This window comes from Flavobacterium cheonhonense, assembly GCF_035671315.1.
GTDB lineage: Bacteria > Bacteroidota > Bacteroidia > Flavobacteriales > Flavobacteriaceae > Flavobacterium > Flavobacterium cheonhonense.
On the sequence record NZ_JAXAVY010000001.1, the window covers coordinates 635,862 to 651,479 of the forward strand.

General features: G+C 40.0%; 17 protein-coding genes. 5 read left to right on the top strand and 12 right to left on the bottom strand.

Features of this window, described 5'->3' with window-relative positions; all coding sequences use genetic code 11:
- The first annotated feature begins 23 nt into the window (after positions 1 to 23).
- From gmk to SK086_RS02835, 3 genes are all read left to right on the top strand, one after another.
- Positions 24 to 593, top strand: coding sequence for a guanylate kinase (gene gmk / locus SK086_RS02825; RefSeq protein ID WP_324689583.1), 570 nt, complete (start codon positions 24 to 26; stop codon positions 591 to 593).
- Between the two features lie 72 nt (positions 594 to 665).
- Positions 666 to 1,247 carry a nicotinate (nicotinamide) nucleotide adenylyltransferase gene (gene nadD, locus SK086_RS02830; protein ID WP_290871753.1) on the top strand — a complete coding sequence of 194 codons (582 nt, stop codon included), beginning with the start codon at positions 666 to 668 and terminating at the stop codon, positions 1,245 to 1,247.
- A gap of 67 nt (positions 1,248 to 1,314) precedes the next feature.
- Entirely contained in the window at positions 1,315 to 2,481 is a 1,167-nt protein-coding gene (locus tag SK086_RS02835) for an iron-containing alcohol dehydrogenase (protein ID WP_324689585.1), read from the top strand.
- Positions 2,482 to 2,528: 47 nt separating this feature from the next.
- On the opposite strand, the gene SK086_RS02840 is transcribed toward SK086_RS02835, so the two are convergent.
- Positions 2,529 to 3,098, bottom strand: coding sequence for a hypothetical protein (locus SK086_RS02840; protein WP_324689587.1), 570 nt, complete (start codon positions 3,096 to 3,098; stop codon positions 2,529 to 2,531).
- A 190-nt stretch (positions 3,099 to 3,288) separates the two neighbouring features.
- On the opposite strand from SK086_RS02840, the gene SK086_RS02845 reads away from it, so the two are divergent.
- Positions 3,289 to 4,284 (top strand): NAD(P)H-dependent glycerol-3-phosphate dehydrogenase, encoded by a 996-nt coding sequence (locus tag SK086_RS02845; protein WP_324689589.1) that lies wholly within the window; start codon positions 3,289 to 3,291, stop codon positions 4,282 to 4,284.
- A gap of 1 nt (position 4,285) precedes the next feature.
- Positions 4,286 to 4,504, top strand: coding sequence for a hypothetical protein (locus SK086_RS02850; protein ID WP_324689591.1), 219 nt, complete (start codon positions 4,286 to 4,288; stop codon positions 4,502 to 4,504).
- On the opposite strand, the gene SK086_RS02855 is transcribed toward SK086_RS02850, so the two are convergent.
- From SK086_RS02855 to SK086_RS02905, 11 genes are all read right to left on the bottom strand, one after another.
- Positions 4,505 to 4,912 carry a hypothetical protein gene (locus SK086_RS02855; RefSeq protein WP_324689593.1) on the bottom strand — a complete coding sequence of 136 codons (408 nt, stop codon included), beginning with the start codon at positions 4,910 to 4,912 and terminating at the stop codon, positions 4,505 to 4,507. It lies immediately after the preceding gene.
- Positions 4,913 to 4,991: 79 nt separating this feature from the next.
- A complete protein-coding gene (locus SK086_RS02860; RefSeq protein WP_324689595.1) occupies positions 4,992 to 6,011 on the bottom strand; it encodes a phenylalanine--tRNA ligase subunit alpha in 1,020 nt (339 codons plus the stop codon).
- 112 nt (positions 6,012 to 6,123) lie between these two features.
- On the bottom strand, positions 6,124 to 6,480 hold the full coding sequence (locus tag SK086_RS02865) for a hypothetical protein (protein WP_290871767.1): 357 nt from the start codon (positions 6,478 to 6,480) through the stop codon (positions 6,124 to 6,126).
- Positions 6,481 to 6,583: 103 nt separating this feature from the next.
- On the bottom strand, positions 6,584 to 7,351 hold the full coding sequence (locus SK086_RS02870; protein WP_324689597.1) for a tetratricopeptide repeat protein: 768 nt from the start codon (positions 7,349 to 7,351) through the stop codon (positions 6,584 to 6,586).
- A gap of 9 nt (positions 7,352 to 7,360) precedes the next feature.
- Positions 7,361 to 9,124: a BatD family protein gene (locus tag SK086_RS02875; RefSeq protein ID WP_324689599.1), complete on the bottom strand. Its 1,764-nt coding sequence runs from the start codon at positions 9,122 to 9,124 to the stop codon at positions 7,361 to 7,363.
- A gap of 11 nt (positions 9,125 to 9,135) precedes the next feature.
- Entirely contained in the window at positions 9,136 to 9,870 is a 735-nt protein-coding gene (locus SK086_RS02880) for a tetratricopeptide repeat protein (RefSeq protein ID WP_290871773.1), read from the bottom strand.
- Positions 9,870 to 10,907, bottom strand: a complete 1,038-nt coding sequence (locus tag SK086_RS02885; RefSeq protein WP_324689602.1) for a VWA domain-containing protein — start codon at positions 10,905 to 10,907, stop codon at positions 9,870 to 9,872. The genes SK086_RS02880 and SK086_RS02885 overlap by 1 nt, the downstream gene beginning before the upstream one ends.
- Before the next feature lie 13 nt (positions 10,908 to 10,920).
- Positions 10,921 to 11,922: a vWA domain-containing protein gene (locus SK086_RS02890; protein WP_324689604.1), complete on the bottom strand. Its 1,002-nt coding sequence runs from the start codon at positions 11,920 to 11,922 to the stop codon at positions 10,921 to 10,923.
- Positions 11,922 to 13,553, bottom strand: a complete 1,632-nt coding sequence (locus SK086_RS02895) for a hypothetical protein (RefSeq protein WP_324689605.1) — start codon at positions 13,551 to 13,553, stop codon at positions 11,922 to 11,924. The genes SK086_RS02890 and SK086_RS02895 overlap by 1 nt, the downstream gene beginning before the upstream one ends.
- Positions 13,554 to 13,559: 6 nt before the next feature.
- Positions 13,560 to 14,426 carry a DUF58 domain-containing protein gene (locus tag SK086_RS02900; protein WP_290871822.1) on the bottom strand — a complete coding sequence of 289 codons (867 nt, stop codon included), beginning with the start codon at positions 14,424 to 14,426 and terminating at the stop codon, positions 13,560 to 13,562.
- Between the two features lie 80 nt (positions 14,427 to 14,506).
- Positions 14,507 to 15,511: an AAA family ATPase gene (locus SK086_RS02905; protein ID WP_290871783.1), complete on the bottom strand. Its 1,005-nt coding sequence runs from the start codon at positions 15,509 to 15,511 to the stop codon at positions 14,507 to 14,509.
- Positions 15,512 to 15,618: the final 107 nt, after the last annotated feature.

Here is a 15,618-nt window from a genome sequence, read left to right on the forward strand (position 1 = left end):
CTTACAGCAAACCGCTATCTACCATGAACAAAGGAAAATTATTAGTATTCTCTGCGCCGTCGGGTTCGGGGAAAACCACCATAGTAAGGCATTTATTAGCACAACCTGAGTTGAATCTGGAATTCTCGATTTCGGCAGCAACGCGCGCACCTCGAGGCGAAGAACAACACGGAAAAGATTACTATTTTATGTCGATTGCCGATTTCAAAAAACACATCAAAGCCGAAGATTTTATCGAATGGGAAGAAGTGTATCGCGACAATTTTTACGGGACTTTAAAAAGCGAAGTGGAACGCATCTGGGCAGAAGGAAAGAACGTGATTTTTGATATCGATGTAGCCGGAGGATTGCGAATCAAATCGAAATTTCCCCAAGAGACTTTGGCTGTTTTTGTGAAGCCGCCCAGTGTAGACGAATTGAAACGTCGCCTAAAAGAACGTTCAACTGAAAGCGATGATAAAATCAATATGAGAATTGCCAAAGCCCACGTAGAATTGGCCACCGCGCCACAGTTTGATGTCATTATTAAGAATTATGATCTAGATGTGGCTAAGCAAGAGGCGTATGAATTAGTAAAAGAATTTGTAAAATAAGTCAAAAGAGATAAAGGAAAAGGCATAAGAAAATTTACTTATCCCTTTTCCCTTTTCCCTTATCCCTCGAATATGAAGATCGGTCTCTATTTCGGCACTTTTAACCCTATACACGTAGGTCATTTGATTATCGCTAACCACATGGCGGAGCATTCCGATTTAGAACAAATTTGGATGGTGGTTACGCCGCATAATCCTTTAAAGCAGAAGAACACTTTGCTCGATGATTATCAACGGTTGCATTTGGTCCGATTGGCTACCGAAGATTATCCTAAAATTAAACCTTCCGATATCGAATTCAAATTGCCGCAGCCGAATTATACCGTCAATACGCTAGCGCATTTGATGGAGAAGTATCCACAACATGAGTTTTCTTTAATTATGGGTGAAGACAATTTGAAATCGTTGCACAAATGGAAAAACTACGAGTACATTTTGCAACATCACGACATTTACATTTACCCCAGAGTGTCGGAAGAAGCTGAAAATCTGACTTTAAAAGATCATCCAAGAGTGCATTGGATTGATGCTCCGATAGTGGAAATCTCCTCCACGTTTATCCGAGAAAACATCAAAAATAAAAAGAACATCAGACCGTTATTGCCGCATAACGTTTGGGAATACGTAGACCACAACAATTTTTACCGCCGATAACTTAACATACTTTTATCAGTTGTTCGTTTACTGCTTTTGTAACTTTGTGTTCTAAAATTACACAAGCATGTTAAATTTCGAATTATACAACCCGACACAATACGTTTTCGGGAAAGACCAAACACAAAAACTGGCTACCTTAGTGCCTCAAAATGCCAAAGTTTTGTTGGCTTATGGTGGTGGCAGTATTTTTAAAAACGGTGTTTACGATCAGGTAAAAGCTGCTTTGGATGGCTTTGAAGTCATTGAATTTGGTGGAATTGAGCCTAATCCGCGTTTTGAAACCTTGATGAAGGCTGTAGAAATCATCCGTGAGCAAAACCTTAATTTTATTTTGGCAGTTGGCGGCGGAAGTGTTATTGACGGCGTTAAGTTCATCTCAGGAGCCGTAAACTACGAAGGCGACCCTATTGAAATTCTTAAAAACAGAGTATTGTTTACCGATGTGACTAAAGTGATTCCTTTCGGAACAGTGCTCACCTTACCCGCAACCGGCAGTGAGATGAATTCCGGTGCTGTTGTTACCATTGAAGCCACTCAAGAAAAATTAACATTAGGCGGAAGCGCTTTGTTTCCTAAGTTTTCTATTTGCGATCCATCAGTAATTGCTTCTTTGCCTAAAAGACAAATTCAAAACGGTGTTGTAGATGCTTTTACACACGTAATGGAGCAATACCTGACTTATCCGCATGACGCCTTTTTACAAGATCGATTTGCCGAAAGCATACTCCAAACTTTAATCGAAATTGGACCGGACGTAGCCGAAAATCCAACCGACTACAAATTGGCTTCCAACTACATGTGGTGCGCCACTATGGCCTTAAACGGTTTAATCCAAAAAGGTGTACCGAGCGATTGGGCAACGCACATGATTGGACACGAATTGACCGCTTTATACGAAATTGATCACGCGAGAACGTTGGCGATTATTGGTCCTAATTTGTACCGAGTGATGTTTGATTCTAAAAAAGAAAAATTAGCGCAATACGGAAAAAGGGTTTGGAATATAGAAGGCAATAGTGAAGATGAAATTGCCCAACAGGCCATTGACAAAACAGTAGCTTTTTTCCATATCATGGGCATGAAAACCAGATTATCAGAAAATACCGAAAACTATCAAGAAACCGCCGATTTTATTGTGAATCGTTTTGAGGAAAGAGGTTGGAAAGCCTTAGGAGAAAAACAAAATGTGACTATAGACAAAGTAAAAACCATAGTCGAAATGAGTTACTAATAAAAAAAGCCTTCATTAAGAAGGCTTTTTTTATATTGCGATGTCAGTTAGTTCGAACAATCCGACTGGCAAACGTCAAAGTACATGCCCCAGCCATCTTCGTTGAAGCGTTCTCCGGTAGACCAAGCGCTTTCCACTTGTACGATTTCACCACTCGAATCGGTTTTGTAAACCTCTGCATACGCTGAGATTATAAAACATTTTCTCAAGTTGGTTTTAGGAAATGTGTACATTACGGTTTGTGTACCTTCGCTGAGTGTTTGTTGGATTGGGAAAAATTCAACATTAGGATTACCCAATCTGGTTAGCGGAATTAATCTTTGATCGCCAACATAGAGATGTGTTTTTCTCAAATGCCAATTGATACTGGCTTGGTATTCAACATAAAGATTATCTTGGTCAAAATACACTTTAATGTCACCGGCATCGTATCGCTGTCCGGCTAGTAATTCACTGTGCGCACACGGAGTTAGGTTGTCTATTGGTGCTGCTGCTACGGCTGTAGTCATTGAAGCTTGGCGAGCTGTAGCATTAGTTTCTGAAACATTTTCTGTTTCACACGAGGTCATTGTCAAGGCTAAGGCGCCCATAAACAAAAGTAAAGATTTTGATGTCATATTTTTTGTAGATTTAGGACTGCTAAAATAGTAATTATATCTATGAAGTAAACAAAAAAATCGATGAAATGCATATTATTATAAAATATATAAATATAATATTACAAAAAACTAAATCAAAACCTGTAAGTAAAACATAAGTTATATCATTTAAAATTGACTATTTTTGGACAGTAAAAAAGAATCTCTTATGAATAATTCACCAAAATTTGCTGTAATAGGCGGCGGAAGTTGGGCTACAGCCATAGCCAAGATGCTATGCGTAAACTTACCTGAAATTGCTTGGTATATGAGAAGCCAATCGGCCATAGACCATTTAAAAGCAGAAAAGCACAATCCTAATTACTTGAGTTCGGTTGAGTTTGATACTAAAAAATTACGACTCACCAGTGATATAAACGAAGCCATAGCTTATGCAGATTACCTCATTTTTGCTATACCATCTGCTTTTTTAAGTAAAGAGTTAGAGAAATTAACCGTCGATTTAAAAGGCAAAGTGATTTTCTCAGCCATTAAAGGAATTGTTCCTGAAACTTTTTTGATAGTTGGTGAACATTTCCATAAAAATTTCGATATACCTTATGACAATATAGGCGTTATCACCGGACCGTGTCATGCGGAAGAAGTCGCCTTAGAAAGACTTTCCTATTTGACTATTGCTTGCGCCGATTCAGAAAAAGCTAAAGTAGTAGCCAATCATTTGAGTTGCCATTTTATCAAAACCAAAATTTCCGACGATATCATTGGTACCGAATATGCAGCGATGTTGAAAAACATTTATGCTATTGCCGCCGGAATTGCACATGGTTTGGGTTATGGCGATAATTTCCAATCGGTGATTATGAGTAATGCTATACGAGAGATGAAGCGATTCATTAAGAAAGTGCACAAGATGAAGCGAAATATCAACAATTCAGCTTATTTGGGCGATTTGTTGGTAACCGGTTATTCTGTTTTTTCCCGAAACCGTATGTTTGGGAAGATGATTGGTAAAGGCTATACCGTTCAGGCGGCGCAACACGAAATGAGTATGGTGGCCGAAGGCTATTACGCCGTAAAAAGCGCTTACAAACTCAACCAAGACTATAAGGCCAAAACACCAATCATTGATGCGGTATATGAGGTTTTATACGAAGGCAAAGAAGCCAAAAAAGTATTCAAAAAACTAACCGAAAAACTGGACTAAGATGAGCGGGCGTTGGAAATACCAGTTGAAATACGGGATGTTTTGGGGAATCTTCATGACCGTTTTCATGACGCTATTTGAAATCAAAGAAAAACCTTTGGCGGAACAGTTAGCTTCAAGAGATTTTTATGTTCGAGCCGGTGGTTTCTTAGCTATGGGAATCTTTGTTTTGGGTTATATGGGCTGGAAAGAAAAGCTGAAACGCTCGGATAAACAATAATTATCTCACGATAACGCCGTTCACAAACAAAATAGGCACTTCTTCTGTAGCACGCTCGTTAATCATGTTTTTACGGAAAGTGAACTTCTTATCGTATAAAGTGTTGCCGATAAAATAAGTCACCATAAACTCGTTGTTGAGTTCCAATACGCTTTTTTCCACCATTTCTATTTTAACGGCTGAAACCGATGGCACTTGCATAAATGCGTGACGCAGGAGCGACGTTTTTTTCATTTCCCCATCAATCGTACCAAAAGCCTTAGAAACGACCATTACAGAGTCTAAATCGAAGTCGGAGTCGTTAATCAAATACACATACCAAACCTTTTCCATAAAGTCGTCGCTCCATTCTTGAACGGCGGCCAGGAATACGTTTTCTACTTTTGGGATGGTGATGTCTGCTTTCATTGTTTAGGGATAAGGGATAAGAGAAAAGGGATAAGTAAAAAGTTCTTATGCCTTTTCTCTTATCCCTTTTTACTTTTAATTATATACTCGACTTGAATTGCTCCAAGAAACGAACGTCATTTTCATAGAACATACGGATGTCGCCAATTTGGTACAATAACATAGCGATACGCTCGATACCCATTCCAAAGGCAAAACCGTTGTATTCTTCCGGATTGATGCCACAGTTTTTCAATACATTCGGATCCACCATACCGCAACCCATAATTTCCAACCAACCGGTTCCTTTGGTAATGCGGTAATCGGTTTCGGTTTTTAATCCCCAGTAAATATCAACTTCAGCACTTGGTTCGGTGAATGGGAAATAACTCGGTCTCAAACGGATTTTTGACTTACCGAACATTTCTTTAGTGAAGTATAAAAGGGTTTGCTTTAAGTCGGCAAACGATACATCTTTGTCTATGTACAAACCTTCGACTTGGTGGAAAATACAGTGCGAACGTGAAGAAACGGCTTCGTTACGGAAAACTCTTCCCGGAGAAATGGTACGAATAGGCGGTTTATTATTTTCCATATAACGCACCTGAACCGATGAAGTGTGTGTTCTTAACAATACATCGGGATTGGTTTGGATGAAAAACGTGTCTTGCATATCTCTCGCCGGATGGTATTCCGGTAAGTTCAACGCGGTAAAATTGTGCCAATCGTCTTCAATTTCCGGACCTTCGGAAACGTTGAATCCGATGGTCGAGAAAATATCAATGATTTGGTTTTTTACAATGGATATCGGATGGCGAGAACCAATCGAAATCGGCTCAGCAGGACGCGTTAAATCGCCATAGAAACCTTTTACTTCTTCTTTGCTTTCCAATTCTTCCTGAATGGCTTTTACCTTTTCTTCAGCCACCGTTTTCAGGGTGTTGATTACCTGCCCGAAGTCTTTTTTCTGGTCGTTCGGGATATTTTTGAATTCGGTAAAAAGTTCTTTTAATAAACCTTTACTACCCAAATATTTAATGCGGAATTGTTCTAAAGCTTCTTTGTTTTTGGCATTGAACGCTTTAGCTTCTTCAATATGTTCTTTAATCTTGTCTATCATCGGTCGTACTTTGAAGGGGCAAAAATAGCGATTTTTTTATTGAAAGTTACCAGTCTCAGTCTCAGTTTTCAGTAAATATCGGACTGATTACTGTGACTGCAAGCTGCGACTATTACTCAATCACTTCTCTTTCTAAAAAATAGTTCACAATCGCTTCTTTCATTAAAACCGATTGTTCGCCGGCTTTTAATGGTGGTAAGGCTTCTTTAACTTTATAATGCGGCCAACCGTCTTTGTCGAAATAGTCGAATTCGTAATAACCGTAAGGTTCGAGCAATCGACAAATGGCGATGTGCATCAGGTTAAGTTTCTCGTCTTTTTTGAAGGTTTGGTGTACTTTTCCGAGTTCTTGTACTCCAATTAAGTATATAATGGCATCTAAATCGAGCATTTCTCCATCAGCAAACTGATTGGAAAGGAGATGCACCACTTTTTCCCAGCGTTGTTTTAATTGTTCGTCTCTTGACACAGCAATATTAGATTTTAGATTTTAAATATCAGATTTAATATTCAAATCGTAATTAGGTTGGCAAAGATAATCATACTAACCTTTAATTGCGGACCACAGACCACTAATTCTTAATCTCTTTAATTGCGCTTTCCTCTATCCAACCGGTGGTTTCGTCGGTGAGTTCGACTTTTTTCCAATTGGCGATGCTTTCCAAGATGTACACTTTGGTTCCTTCATGTAAAACGGTAGCATCAGGACTATTTACTTTTGGTTCGTTTTTCAAAGCCGTAGCTTCTGCGAAAATGATGGCCGGTTTTTCGTTGTTCATTCGGTTTTTCTCATAAAATCCGGAACTTGCGGCCAAGCCGATACCTAAAATCCATACAAACATGCCGAAGAAGAAAATCCGCTTTACTACTGCTTGTTGCGAAAAGTAATACCCAGCAAAAAAGGCTAGAAATAAGAAGGCAAAAACTACCGCTATCCAAGCCCAAGTATCGTAATAATAACTCGAGGTAAAATCAGAGATTAGTTTGTGAAAGCCTACTTTCGGAATCACCTTGATGTCATCAATGGTCATTTTTCGGGCAAAATCGAGGTTGGTTTTGATTTCTTCGTCATTCGGGTTAAGCAACAACGCTTTTTCGTAATTGTAAATTGCCGGCGCCACTTGATGCAATTTATAATACGCATTGCCTAAATTAAAATATACTTCGGCCGATTCTTGACCGGAATTAATAATGCTTTCATAACTCGCAACAGCGGCTTTGTAATTTTCCTTTTGGTAATATTGGTTGCCTTCTTCAAAGGAAGAGGTTGCGGGCGGTACAGGTGATTCGGCTCTTAAAACACCGGAAAAAATTAAAAACAACAGGAATATCTTTTTCATGATCTTATCTTATTTGAGTTGTTTTTCCAAATTAGAGATGATTTCAACTGCCTTTTCATAATCTTGCTGAATGGCGGTGTCAGAAGACGGCGCGTATCGTGCAAATTCGCAGTTTTCGGTCAAGGTGATAAATTCGGAGATGGTTTCCGGTTGTGCATTTCTTTCCGTTAGAATCTCCCTTATTTTCTCCTTACTCATGTCGGAAGTTTCGATGTTCAATTTGGCTTTCAAAAAATTGTGCAGCGCCTTTTCCAAAGCGATGTAAAATGGTTCTTTTTGACCTAAATGTTTTTTGGCTTCTGATAGATATTTCTTCGCCAGAGCATTCGACTTTCTGATTTTATTGCCCACCACATCATTATCGATAGCGCGTTTTCTGCGTCGGCCAACAATAAGTAACGGAATAGCCAAAAATGGCAAAGCTACCAATGAATAAAACAAACCGGAACCCAAGAAATCTTCTTTTTCCATCGATTTCAAGCTGGTTTTTGGTTTGATGAAAGCGAAAGATTTGGCCACTTCCACTTTGTTTTTGGTTACTTCAGTTGGGTTGGATTTTTCTCCCGAAGCCACACTCGGACCATCTAAAACGGTAATCGTTATGGGTTGTGAAGTAATGGTCTTGTAACGTCCCGAAGCCAAATCGAAATAACTGAAACTAAGCGGTTTGATTTGGTAACTGCCTTTGTACTGCGGAATGATGGTATACTTATCCGTGATTCTTCCGGTCATACCGGTTAAAGGTGTGGTTACGTTTTCCTCGTGTACAGGATCATACATTTCCAAAGCAGTCGGCACTACCGGTTTAGGTAAAGAGAACAGTTTTAAGTTGCCTTTTCCGATGACACTCAATGTTAAGTCTAACGATTCTCCATTTTTTAAAGTGGTTTTAGAAGGATTCACTTTGAAATCAAATTGCCCGACAGCACCGGAAAAATCAACCGGTTTGCCACTTTCCGGCAAGGCTCTTACATTAATGATTTTACTCCCGGCCGAAACGCGTTTGCTGTCTTCCACCATGATGGGTTGGCCCCAGAAATTGCGTCGGTTGCTCGGCACTTGACAATCGATGTCGAGTGATAATGGTTCGATTTCCAATTTACCTGATTTTTGTGGATAGAGTACTGTTTTTCGCAACACTACATAGCGATAGCGTTCACCCTTAAACATGCCTTCTTCGGCTTTCAGTTGCTTGATATCGATATTTTGCGACCAGAAATCGTTGTATTTGGGTTTGTTCAATTCGCGCCAATTCGAAATACCAATGCTGTAACTGAAATACAATTTGTACACCACAGTAATCGGTTCGTTGAGGTACGGATTCGATTTCGAAATATCGGCCACCAGATAAATGTTATCATCGGCGCTTATGGCCGGCGCTTCGTTAGGGTCTTTCGGAATTTCAACGGCATTGGTCACGTTGATTTTCACCGGTGACGTTTTGTAGATTTGACCGTTAATCTCGATAGCCGCTTGTTTGATGGTTAATTGCCCTTTTTGGGTTGGCAATAAAATATAGATATAGGACTTGTTAAAAGAACTCTTTCCGTTAATCCAGGATTGGCTAACGGATTGACTTGGTCCGCCAATGACGCGAAAACCCGAAGCTTCAAAATTAGGCGCTACAAAGTTATCACCGTCGGCATTCATATTGAACTCGATGCGGAGGCGTTCGTTGATGCCCAAGGTATTTTTGCTCACCTTGGCCTCAAATTGTACTTGGGCAGAAAGCGATTGCGCAATCAAAAACAGTAATAGCAATATCCTTTTCATCTTCAATAGTTTTACCAGTCTTTTTCGGCTTTTTTAGGGTTGGTTCTTACTTTTTGTTTGTTGACTTTATCCTGAACTTTTTTCTCTTCATTGTTTACGGCATCGAGCAAGTTTTGCAAACGTTGTTTGGAAACGCCGCCCGGTTGCGGTTGTGGTTTGTTGCCGTTTTGGTCTTTGTCTTTCTGATCTTTATTTTGGTCTTTTTGATCCTTATTTTTGTCCTTGTCTTTATTGTCTTGTTGGTCTTTGTTCTTTTTCTGGTCTTCCTTTTGGTTTTTTTTGTCTTTGCTCTTGTCGTCGTTTTTCTTCGGAGGATTGTCTTTTAAGAACTTTTTCGCCAAAGCATAATTGTAACGGGTTTCGTCATCGCTCGGATTATTGCGCAACGCATTTTTATAGGCTTCAACCGCACCGGAATAATCTTTGGCTTTCATCAAAATGTTACCAAGGTTGTGGTAAATGCGGTGTTTATCTGCTTTGTTTTTGGCATTGCTCAAGGCTTTTGCATAATGGTATTTGGCCTCGTTAGGTTGATTTTGACGGTAAATAGCATTCCCCAAATTGTATGAAGCGATAGCTTTTTTTGGATTTTTGGATTCTGATATACGGTATTCGGCTTCGGCTTCGGCGTATTTTTTTTCGGCAAAGGTTTCGTTGCCTTGAGGCAAATTTTTATCTGCTTCTTTTTCTTGGGCTTTTGCCAAAAAAGAAGTCACGAGCAAACCGTAAAGCAATATCTTTTTCATTAATTTTTCTCGTTAAACAGATTCATTTTTTCTACCCATTTGGTTTTTTTCTCCAACAAGAAAACATCCAAAAACAGCAAGAAGAATGCAAATCCTAAGAACCATTGGAACTGCGATTTGAAGTCGGCCATTTGTGTGCTTTCAAACTCGGTTCTTTGGATGTTATCTAAGGCATTTTTCACATAATCCAAAACACCTTTGGTTGAATTACCGTCTACATATCCGCCGCCGGTGGCTTTGGCTATTTCTCGTAATATTTCGGTATTTCTTTTGGTGATGACCACTTCGTCATTTTGGTCGCGTTGGAACGATTCTACTACGTCGTTTCGTTTGAGCGGAATCGGTCCGCCTTTTTCACTTCCTACTCCTATGGTAATGATTTTCATCCCAATTTTTTTGGCTTCTGCGGCTGCATCGACCGAACCTTCTGCGTGGTCTTCTCCGTCGCTGATGATGATGAGTAGTTTGTTTGTCTTTTCTTTCTTATCTACAAACGTAGTGGCTAAGGTTATTGCTTGGTCGATGGAAGTCCCTTGGGCCGAAATAATGCCGGGATTCATGCCTTGCAAAAACATTTTGGCCACGCTGTAATCGGTGGTAATCGGCAACACCGGAAACGCACTGCCTGAGTAAGCAATGATTCCGATACGGTCGCTGCCTAAATTATTGATGATTTGCGAAACCAATTGCTTGCTTTTTTCCAAACGACTTGGCGCGACATCTTCGGCCAGCATACTTTTAGAAACGTCAATAGCAAAAACGATATCGATACCTTCGCGTTTTACGGTTTCGATTTTGGTGCCCATTTTCGGGTTGACCAAACCAACAATCAAACAAGTTAGGGCTAAAAGCAACACGACTAATTTCAAAATCGGTTTGAAAACCGACTTTTCCGGACTTAGTTTTTTGATCAACCCTAAGTCGCCAAATTCCCGTTGCTTCTTGCGTTTCCAGTATTGTACATACAAGAAAAGAAGCGTTAGTGCCGGAATAACCGCTAACCAATAAAAATATCCTTTTTCTTCTAACTCGTACATAATCAATGAGGCATTATATAAAACTTCTGTAAACTGTATTGCGCAACGCCAATTCCAATAAAAGTAACAAACCGGCAATCCATACAAACGGACGGTATTTTTCATCGTAATCGTAGAATCGAAGTTCTTGGATTTCGGTGGTTTCTAATTTATTAATTTCGGCATAAATGGCTTCCAATTTACTGTTGTTGTTGGCTCTGAAATATTTACCGCCGGTATTTTTAGCAATGGTTTGCAGCAAGTTTACGTCGATTTCTACCGGCATCATGCGAAATAAAAAGCCGCCGCCCGGAGCGTAAGCATAAGGAAACATTGCATCACCGTTGGTTCCGATACCGATGGTGTAGACTTTAATGCCGAACTCTTTCGCGATTTGCGACGCCGTTTCGGGTTCGATAAAACCTGCATTGTTCACACCGTCGGTCAATAAAATGATGACTTTGCTTTTCGCTTTGCTGTCTTTTAAGCGATTGACAGCGGTAGTCAATCCCATTCCGATTCCGGTTCCGTCTTGCAATACATTGTCGTATTTGATGCTTCTGATAGCGTCCTGAACTATTGCTTTATCACTGGTTACCGGTGTTTTGGTGTAGGCTTCGGCAGCGTAAACTACAATTCCGATGCGGTCATTCGGTCGGCCTTCCACGAAATTGGAAGCTACTTTTTTCAAGGCTTCCATGCGATTCGGTTTCAAATCTTTGGCCAACATACTGCCTGAAACGTCAATCGCCATCACAATATCAACCCCTTTGGTCGATTTGGTTTGGCTGCTGATATCCACTTTTCTTGGGCGCGCCATGGCAATAATTAATGAACTCAAAGCCAACAAACGCAACACAAACAGATACGGTTTTAATTTGGCAGCGATGGATTTTTCCGCTTTAAACCCTTTCACAGAACTGATTTTGAGCGTAGCCGACGATTTTTTCCCTTTCCAAAAAAGCCAAGCAATGGCCACCGGAAGTAACAAAAACAACCAGAAAAACTCGGGATTCAAAAAGCTTACGTCTTTCATTACTGTGCTATTTTTAGTTCTACCGAATTCAACATACGTTCGCCTATTTTCTTGGCGTATTGATCGTCTTCGCGTTGTAAAACAGTAATCTGTTGGATACCGTTACTTTGGGCGAAAATCAAAATTTCGTAATACATTTTGGTCGATTTGCCGCTTACTTTGTCCACCATACTTAAGGTTCCGTAAGCTTTGCGACCGGTAATACCTTTTTGGGTGTCGAATTCTTCGGTTTTCACCAAAATATTGCTTGCGCCTTGGGTCTCGAATATTTTGATACTGCCTTCTGCGGCTTGTTCCAAATCGATTTTAGTTTCTTCTTTGAACGTTGAGGTAGATACGCCAATATAAAAGTCGTCTATCATACTGCCGTATGTAAAGATTTGCATTTCTTTGATCAAGGCCATGGCGTTTTTCGGCAATATTTTCGAGGCATCTTGACGCATCAAAACTTTTGGCGTTTCTATTTTAACGCCCGGATTTCCATATTGGCTGTACACCCATTCGCCTTCCAACAATTCTTTGGTTGGGTGACCAATCAGGTTATCTTTTACATAATCAAATCCTTTGGTAGCAACGAAAAAACCAAGTGTTCCCAAAATCAAAAATGCTGCTGAGCCGACAATAATGGCCATTTTTTTGCGCTTTTCTCTTTTCAGTTTTTCTAAACGGGCTTTTTCTTTTTGTTGTTCGTTCCAAAGCGCTAATTCGTCTTCGGTTTCCACTACTTCCGGAATTGATTTGTGAATGGTGACTATGGTATTGGAAATGCGTTTTTTGTCTTCTTCAATTTCGTAATCCATAGGTGTAACTTTGGCAAATTTTACCAAATCGGCTTGTTGGAGTACTTTTTCTAAATTTTCAACCGTATCGTTGGAAAGCTTGAGTTTCTTTTGTTTGGCGGCTTTGCGCAATCCTTCAATCAATTCTGAAGTAGTGCTTTCCATGGCCGGAATTTTGATTTCTTCTTCAATGTAATTGCGGACAATATCGGTCAGCTCCGAATAGTAATCTTTAACGGCGCCTTTCTGCCAAAGTTCTTTGCTTTCAAGTTGTTGCAGTAAAGTAGTGGCTTTTTCGATTGGTGTTTTGTAAACAATAACTTCTGCTTTGGCTTTTGGTTTTCTATTTTTAAGTAAATAGAAAATTAAAAAGCCCAATCCGATGAGTCCGATTACAACTAACACATAAATCCACCAATTGCCCATCGGGCTTTTCACCGTAGCAATGTCTTTGATATCGAACATTTTTTGCTTCAAAGTATCCACTTTGACATCGCTGATTTCAATGGCAAGGCTATCAGAGTAAACCGTTTTCCCGTTGATGATGATCGGAATTCTCGGAATGGTGTATTTTCCGGAATCGAATTGCGTCAGCCCGTATTTTTTGATTAATTCATAGCGGTCGCCTTTTTTAACGGTATCGACTTTATACGATTCCAATACTTCCAAAGCGCCAAAGAATTTGCTTTCCGGAAATTTGACTTTCGAAAGCGTATCGACGTTGGTTTTCAGGGAAAGTTTGAACTCGGCTCCGATCTTGTTTTTGACGCTGTCAACAGCCGTCGTCACTTTGGGTTGTGACCAAACCGCAATCGATAATAAGCTTAAAATCAATACTAACTTCGTTTTCATTTCTTCTTATCTCGATTTAAAATACCCCAATAACTTAGTTACATAACTCTCATCCACACGAGTATTTACGGTTCCTGATCCGCATTTGGAAAAAATATCTTTGAAATAATTCACCTTGTCTCGGTACTGTTTTTCATAGCTCAAACGCGCATTTTTAGAAGCGGTATTGACCACTAAAATTTCCCCGGTTTCCGCATCTTCCATTTCCACCATACCAATGTTTGGCATTTTTTCTTCTCGGACGTCGTACACGCGAACACCGGTGATATCGTGTTTTTTTCCGGCTATTTTCAAGGTTTTTTCGTAATCGTCTTCCACCATAAAATCAGAGATGACGAATACTATGGCTTTTTTCTTTTGCGTACTTGATAAGAATTTTAAGGCTTGTGACAAATCGGTTTTTTTGCTTTTCGGTTCAAACTCGATTAGTTCTCGAATGATGCGTAACACATGCGATTTTCCTTTTTTGGGCGGAATGTATAATTCGATTTGGTCTGAAAATAAAATCAGCCCGATTTTATCGTTGTTTTGTGTCGCAGAAAATGCCATAGTAGCGGCAATTTCGGTTACAATTTCACTTTTCAGTTGGTTTTGAGTGCCGAAACTTTCCGAGCCCGAGATGTCTACCATCAGCATCATCGTTAGCTCGCGTTCTTCTTCAAAAACTTTCACATACGGTTCGTTGTAGCGCGCGGTTACGTTCCAGTCGATGGCGCGAATATCATCGCCAAATTGGTACTGACGCACTTCCGAAAACGTCATTCCACGGCCTTTGAAAGACGTGTGGTATTCGCCCGAAAAGATGTGATCACTCAATCTTCGGGTTTTGATTTCGATTTTACGAACTTTTTTGAGAAGGTCTTTGGTTTCCATAATTGGGTTTCGGGTTTCGGGTTTCGGGTTTCGAGTTTAAGCGATTAACTTTGAACTCGGAACTTTACAACTCGGAACAATTAAGGCACTTCAATTTCGTTTACAATTTTGTTGATGATGTCAACAGAGGTAATGTTTTCAGCTTCGGCTTCGTAGGTCACTCCGATTCTGTGACGTAACACATCGTGTACCACAGCGCGAACGTCTTCCGGAATTACGTAACCACGGCGTTTGATAAACGCGTAACATTTGGCGGCAGTAGCCAAGTTGATGCTACCACGCGGCGAAGCTCCAAAGCCAATCAGCGGTTTCAAGCTGTCTAATTTGTATTTTTCAGGGTAACGCGTAGCAAAAATGATATCTAGGATGTACTTTTCGATTTTTTCATCCATGTATACTTCTCTTACGGCTTCTTGTGCGCGCAAGATTTGCTCGGTAGTAACCACTTTGTTCACTTTTTCATAAGTGCCTTTCAAATTTTGGCGAATTACCATGCGTTCTTCGTCAATTTTTGGGTAATCGATTACGGTTTTGAGCATGAAACGATCGACTTGTGCCTCCGGCAACGGATAGGTTCCTTCTTGTTCAATCGGGTTTTGAGTGGCCAAAACCAAGAACGGTTTATCTAACTTGAACGTAGTATCTCCAATAGTAACTTGTTTTTCCTGCATGGCTTCCAACAGTGCCGATTGTACTTTGGCCGGAGCACGATTAATCTCATCCGCTAAGACAAAGTTGGCAAAAATCGGCCCTTTCTTGATGGAAAAGTCGTTGGCTTTTACGTTGTAAATCATCGTTCCTATAACGTCTGCCGGCAATAAATCCGGGGTAAACTGAATGCGGCTGAAACTACCGTCAACGGCTTGGGAAAGCGTGTTGATGGCTAAAGTTTTGGCCAAACCCGGAACACCTTCCAGCAAAATATGCCCTTGTCCTAAAAGACCAATCAGCAATCGTTCTACCATGTGCTTTTGACCTACGATGACTTTGTTCATTTCCAACGTCAGTAATTCAATAAAAGCACTTTCATGTTCAATTTTAGCATTAATGGCTCTAATGTCTAAAGCAGTACCGTTTTCTTCCATAGTGTTGGGTTTATTCAGATGTATTTCGGTTTAAATTTTAACATTTCAAAAGTGAAAATTAATTAGGTTACGCGATGTTAATAATGCGTTAAAACTTTAGAAATCAT

Coding starts and splice junctions, on each gene's coding strand:
- gmk (WP_324689583.1), top strand. CDS start 24: ATGAACAAAGGAAAATTATTAGTATTCTCTGCGCCGTCGGGTTCGGGG.
- nadD (WP_290871753.1), top strand. CDS start 666: ATGAAGATCGGTCTCTATTTCGGCACTTTTAACCCTATACACGTAGGT.
- SK086_RS02835 (WP_324689585.1), top strand. CDS start 1,315: ATGTTAAATTTCGAATTATACAACCCGACACAATACGTTTTCGGGAAA.
- SK086_RS02840 (WP_324689587.1), bottom strand. CDS start 3,098: ATGACATCAAAATCTTTACTTTTGTTTATGGGCGCCTTAGCCTTGACA.
- SK086_RS02845 (WP_324689589.1), top strand. CDS start 3,289: ATGAATAATTCACCAAAATTTGCTGTAATAGGCGGCGGAAGTTGGGCT.
- SK086_RS02850 (WP_324689591.1), top strand. CDS start 4,286: ATGAGCGGGCGTTGGAAATACCAGTTGAAATACGGGATGTTTTGGGGA.
- SK086_RS02855 (WP_324689593.1), bottom strand. CDS start 4,912: ATGAAAGCAGACATCACCATCCCAAAAGTAGAAAACGTATTCCTGGCC.
- SK086_RS02860 (WP_324689595.1), bottom strand. CDS start 6,011: ATGATAGACAAGATTAAAGAACATATTGAAGAAGCTAAAGCGTTCAAT.
- SK086_RS02870 (WP_324689597.1), bottom strand. CDS start 7,351: ATGAAAAAGATATTCCTGTTGTTTTTAATTTTTTCCGGTGTTTTAAGA.
- SK086_RS02875 (WP_324689599.1), bottom strand. CDS start 9,124: ATGAAAAGGATATTGCTATTACTGTTTTTGATTGCGCAATCGCTTTCT.
- SK086_RS02880 (WP_290871773.1), bottom strand. CDS start 9,870: ATGAAAAAGATATTGCTTTACGGTTTGCTCGTGACTTCTTTTTTGGCA.
- SK086_RS02885 (WP_324689602.1), bottom strand. CDS start 10,907: ATGTACGAGTTAGAAGAAAAAGGATATTTTTATTGGTTAGCGGTTATT.
- SK086_RS02890 (WP_324689604.1), bottom strand. CDS start 11,922: ATGAAAGACGTAAGCTTTTTGAATCCCGAGTTTTTCTGGTTGTTTTTG.
- SK086_RS02895 (WP_324689605.1), bottom strand. CDS start 13,553: ATGAAAACGAAGTTAGTATTGATTTTAAGCTTATTATCGATTGCGGTT.
- SK086_RS02900 (WP_290871822.1), bottom strand. CDS start 14,426: ATGGAAACCAAAGACCTTCTCAAAAAAGTTCGTAAAATCGAAATCAAA.
- SK086_RS02905 (WP_290871783.1), bottom strand. CDS start 15,511: ATGGAAGAAAACGGTACTGCTTTAGACATTAGAGCCATTAATGCTAAA.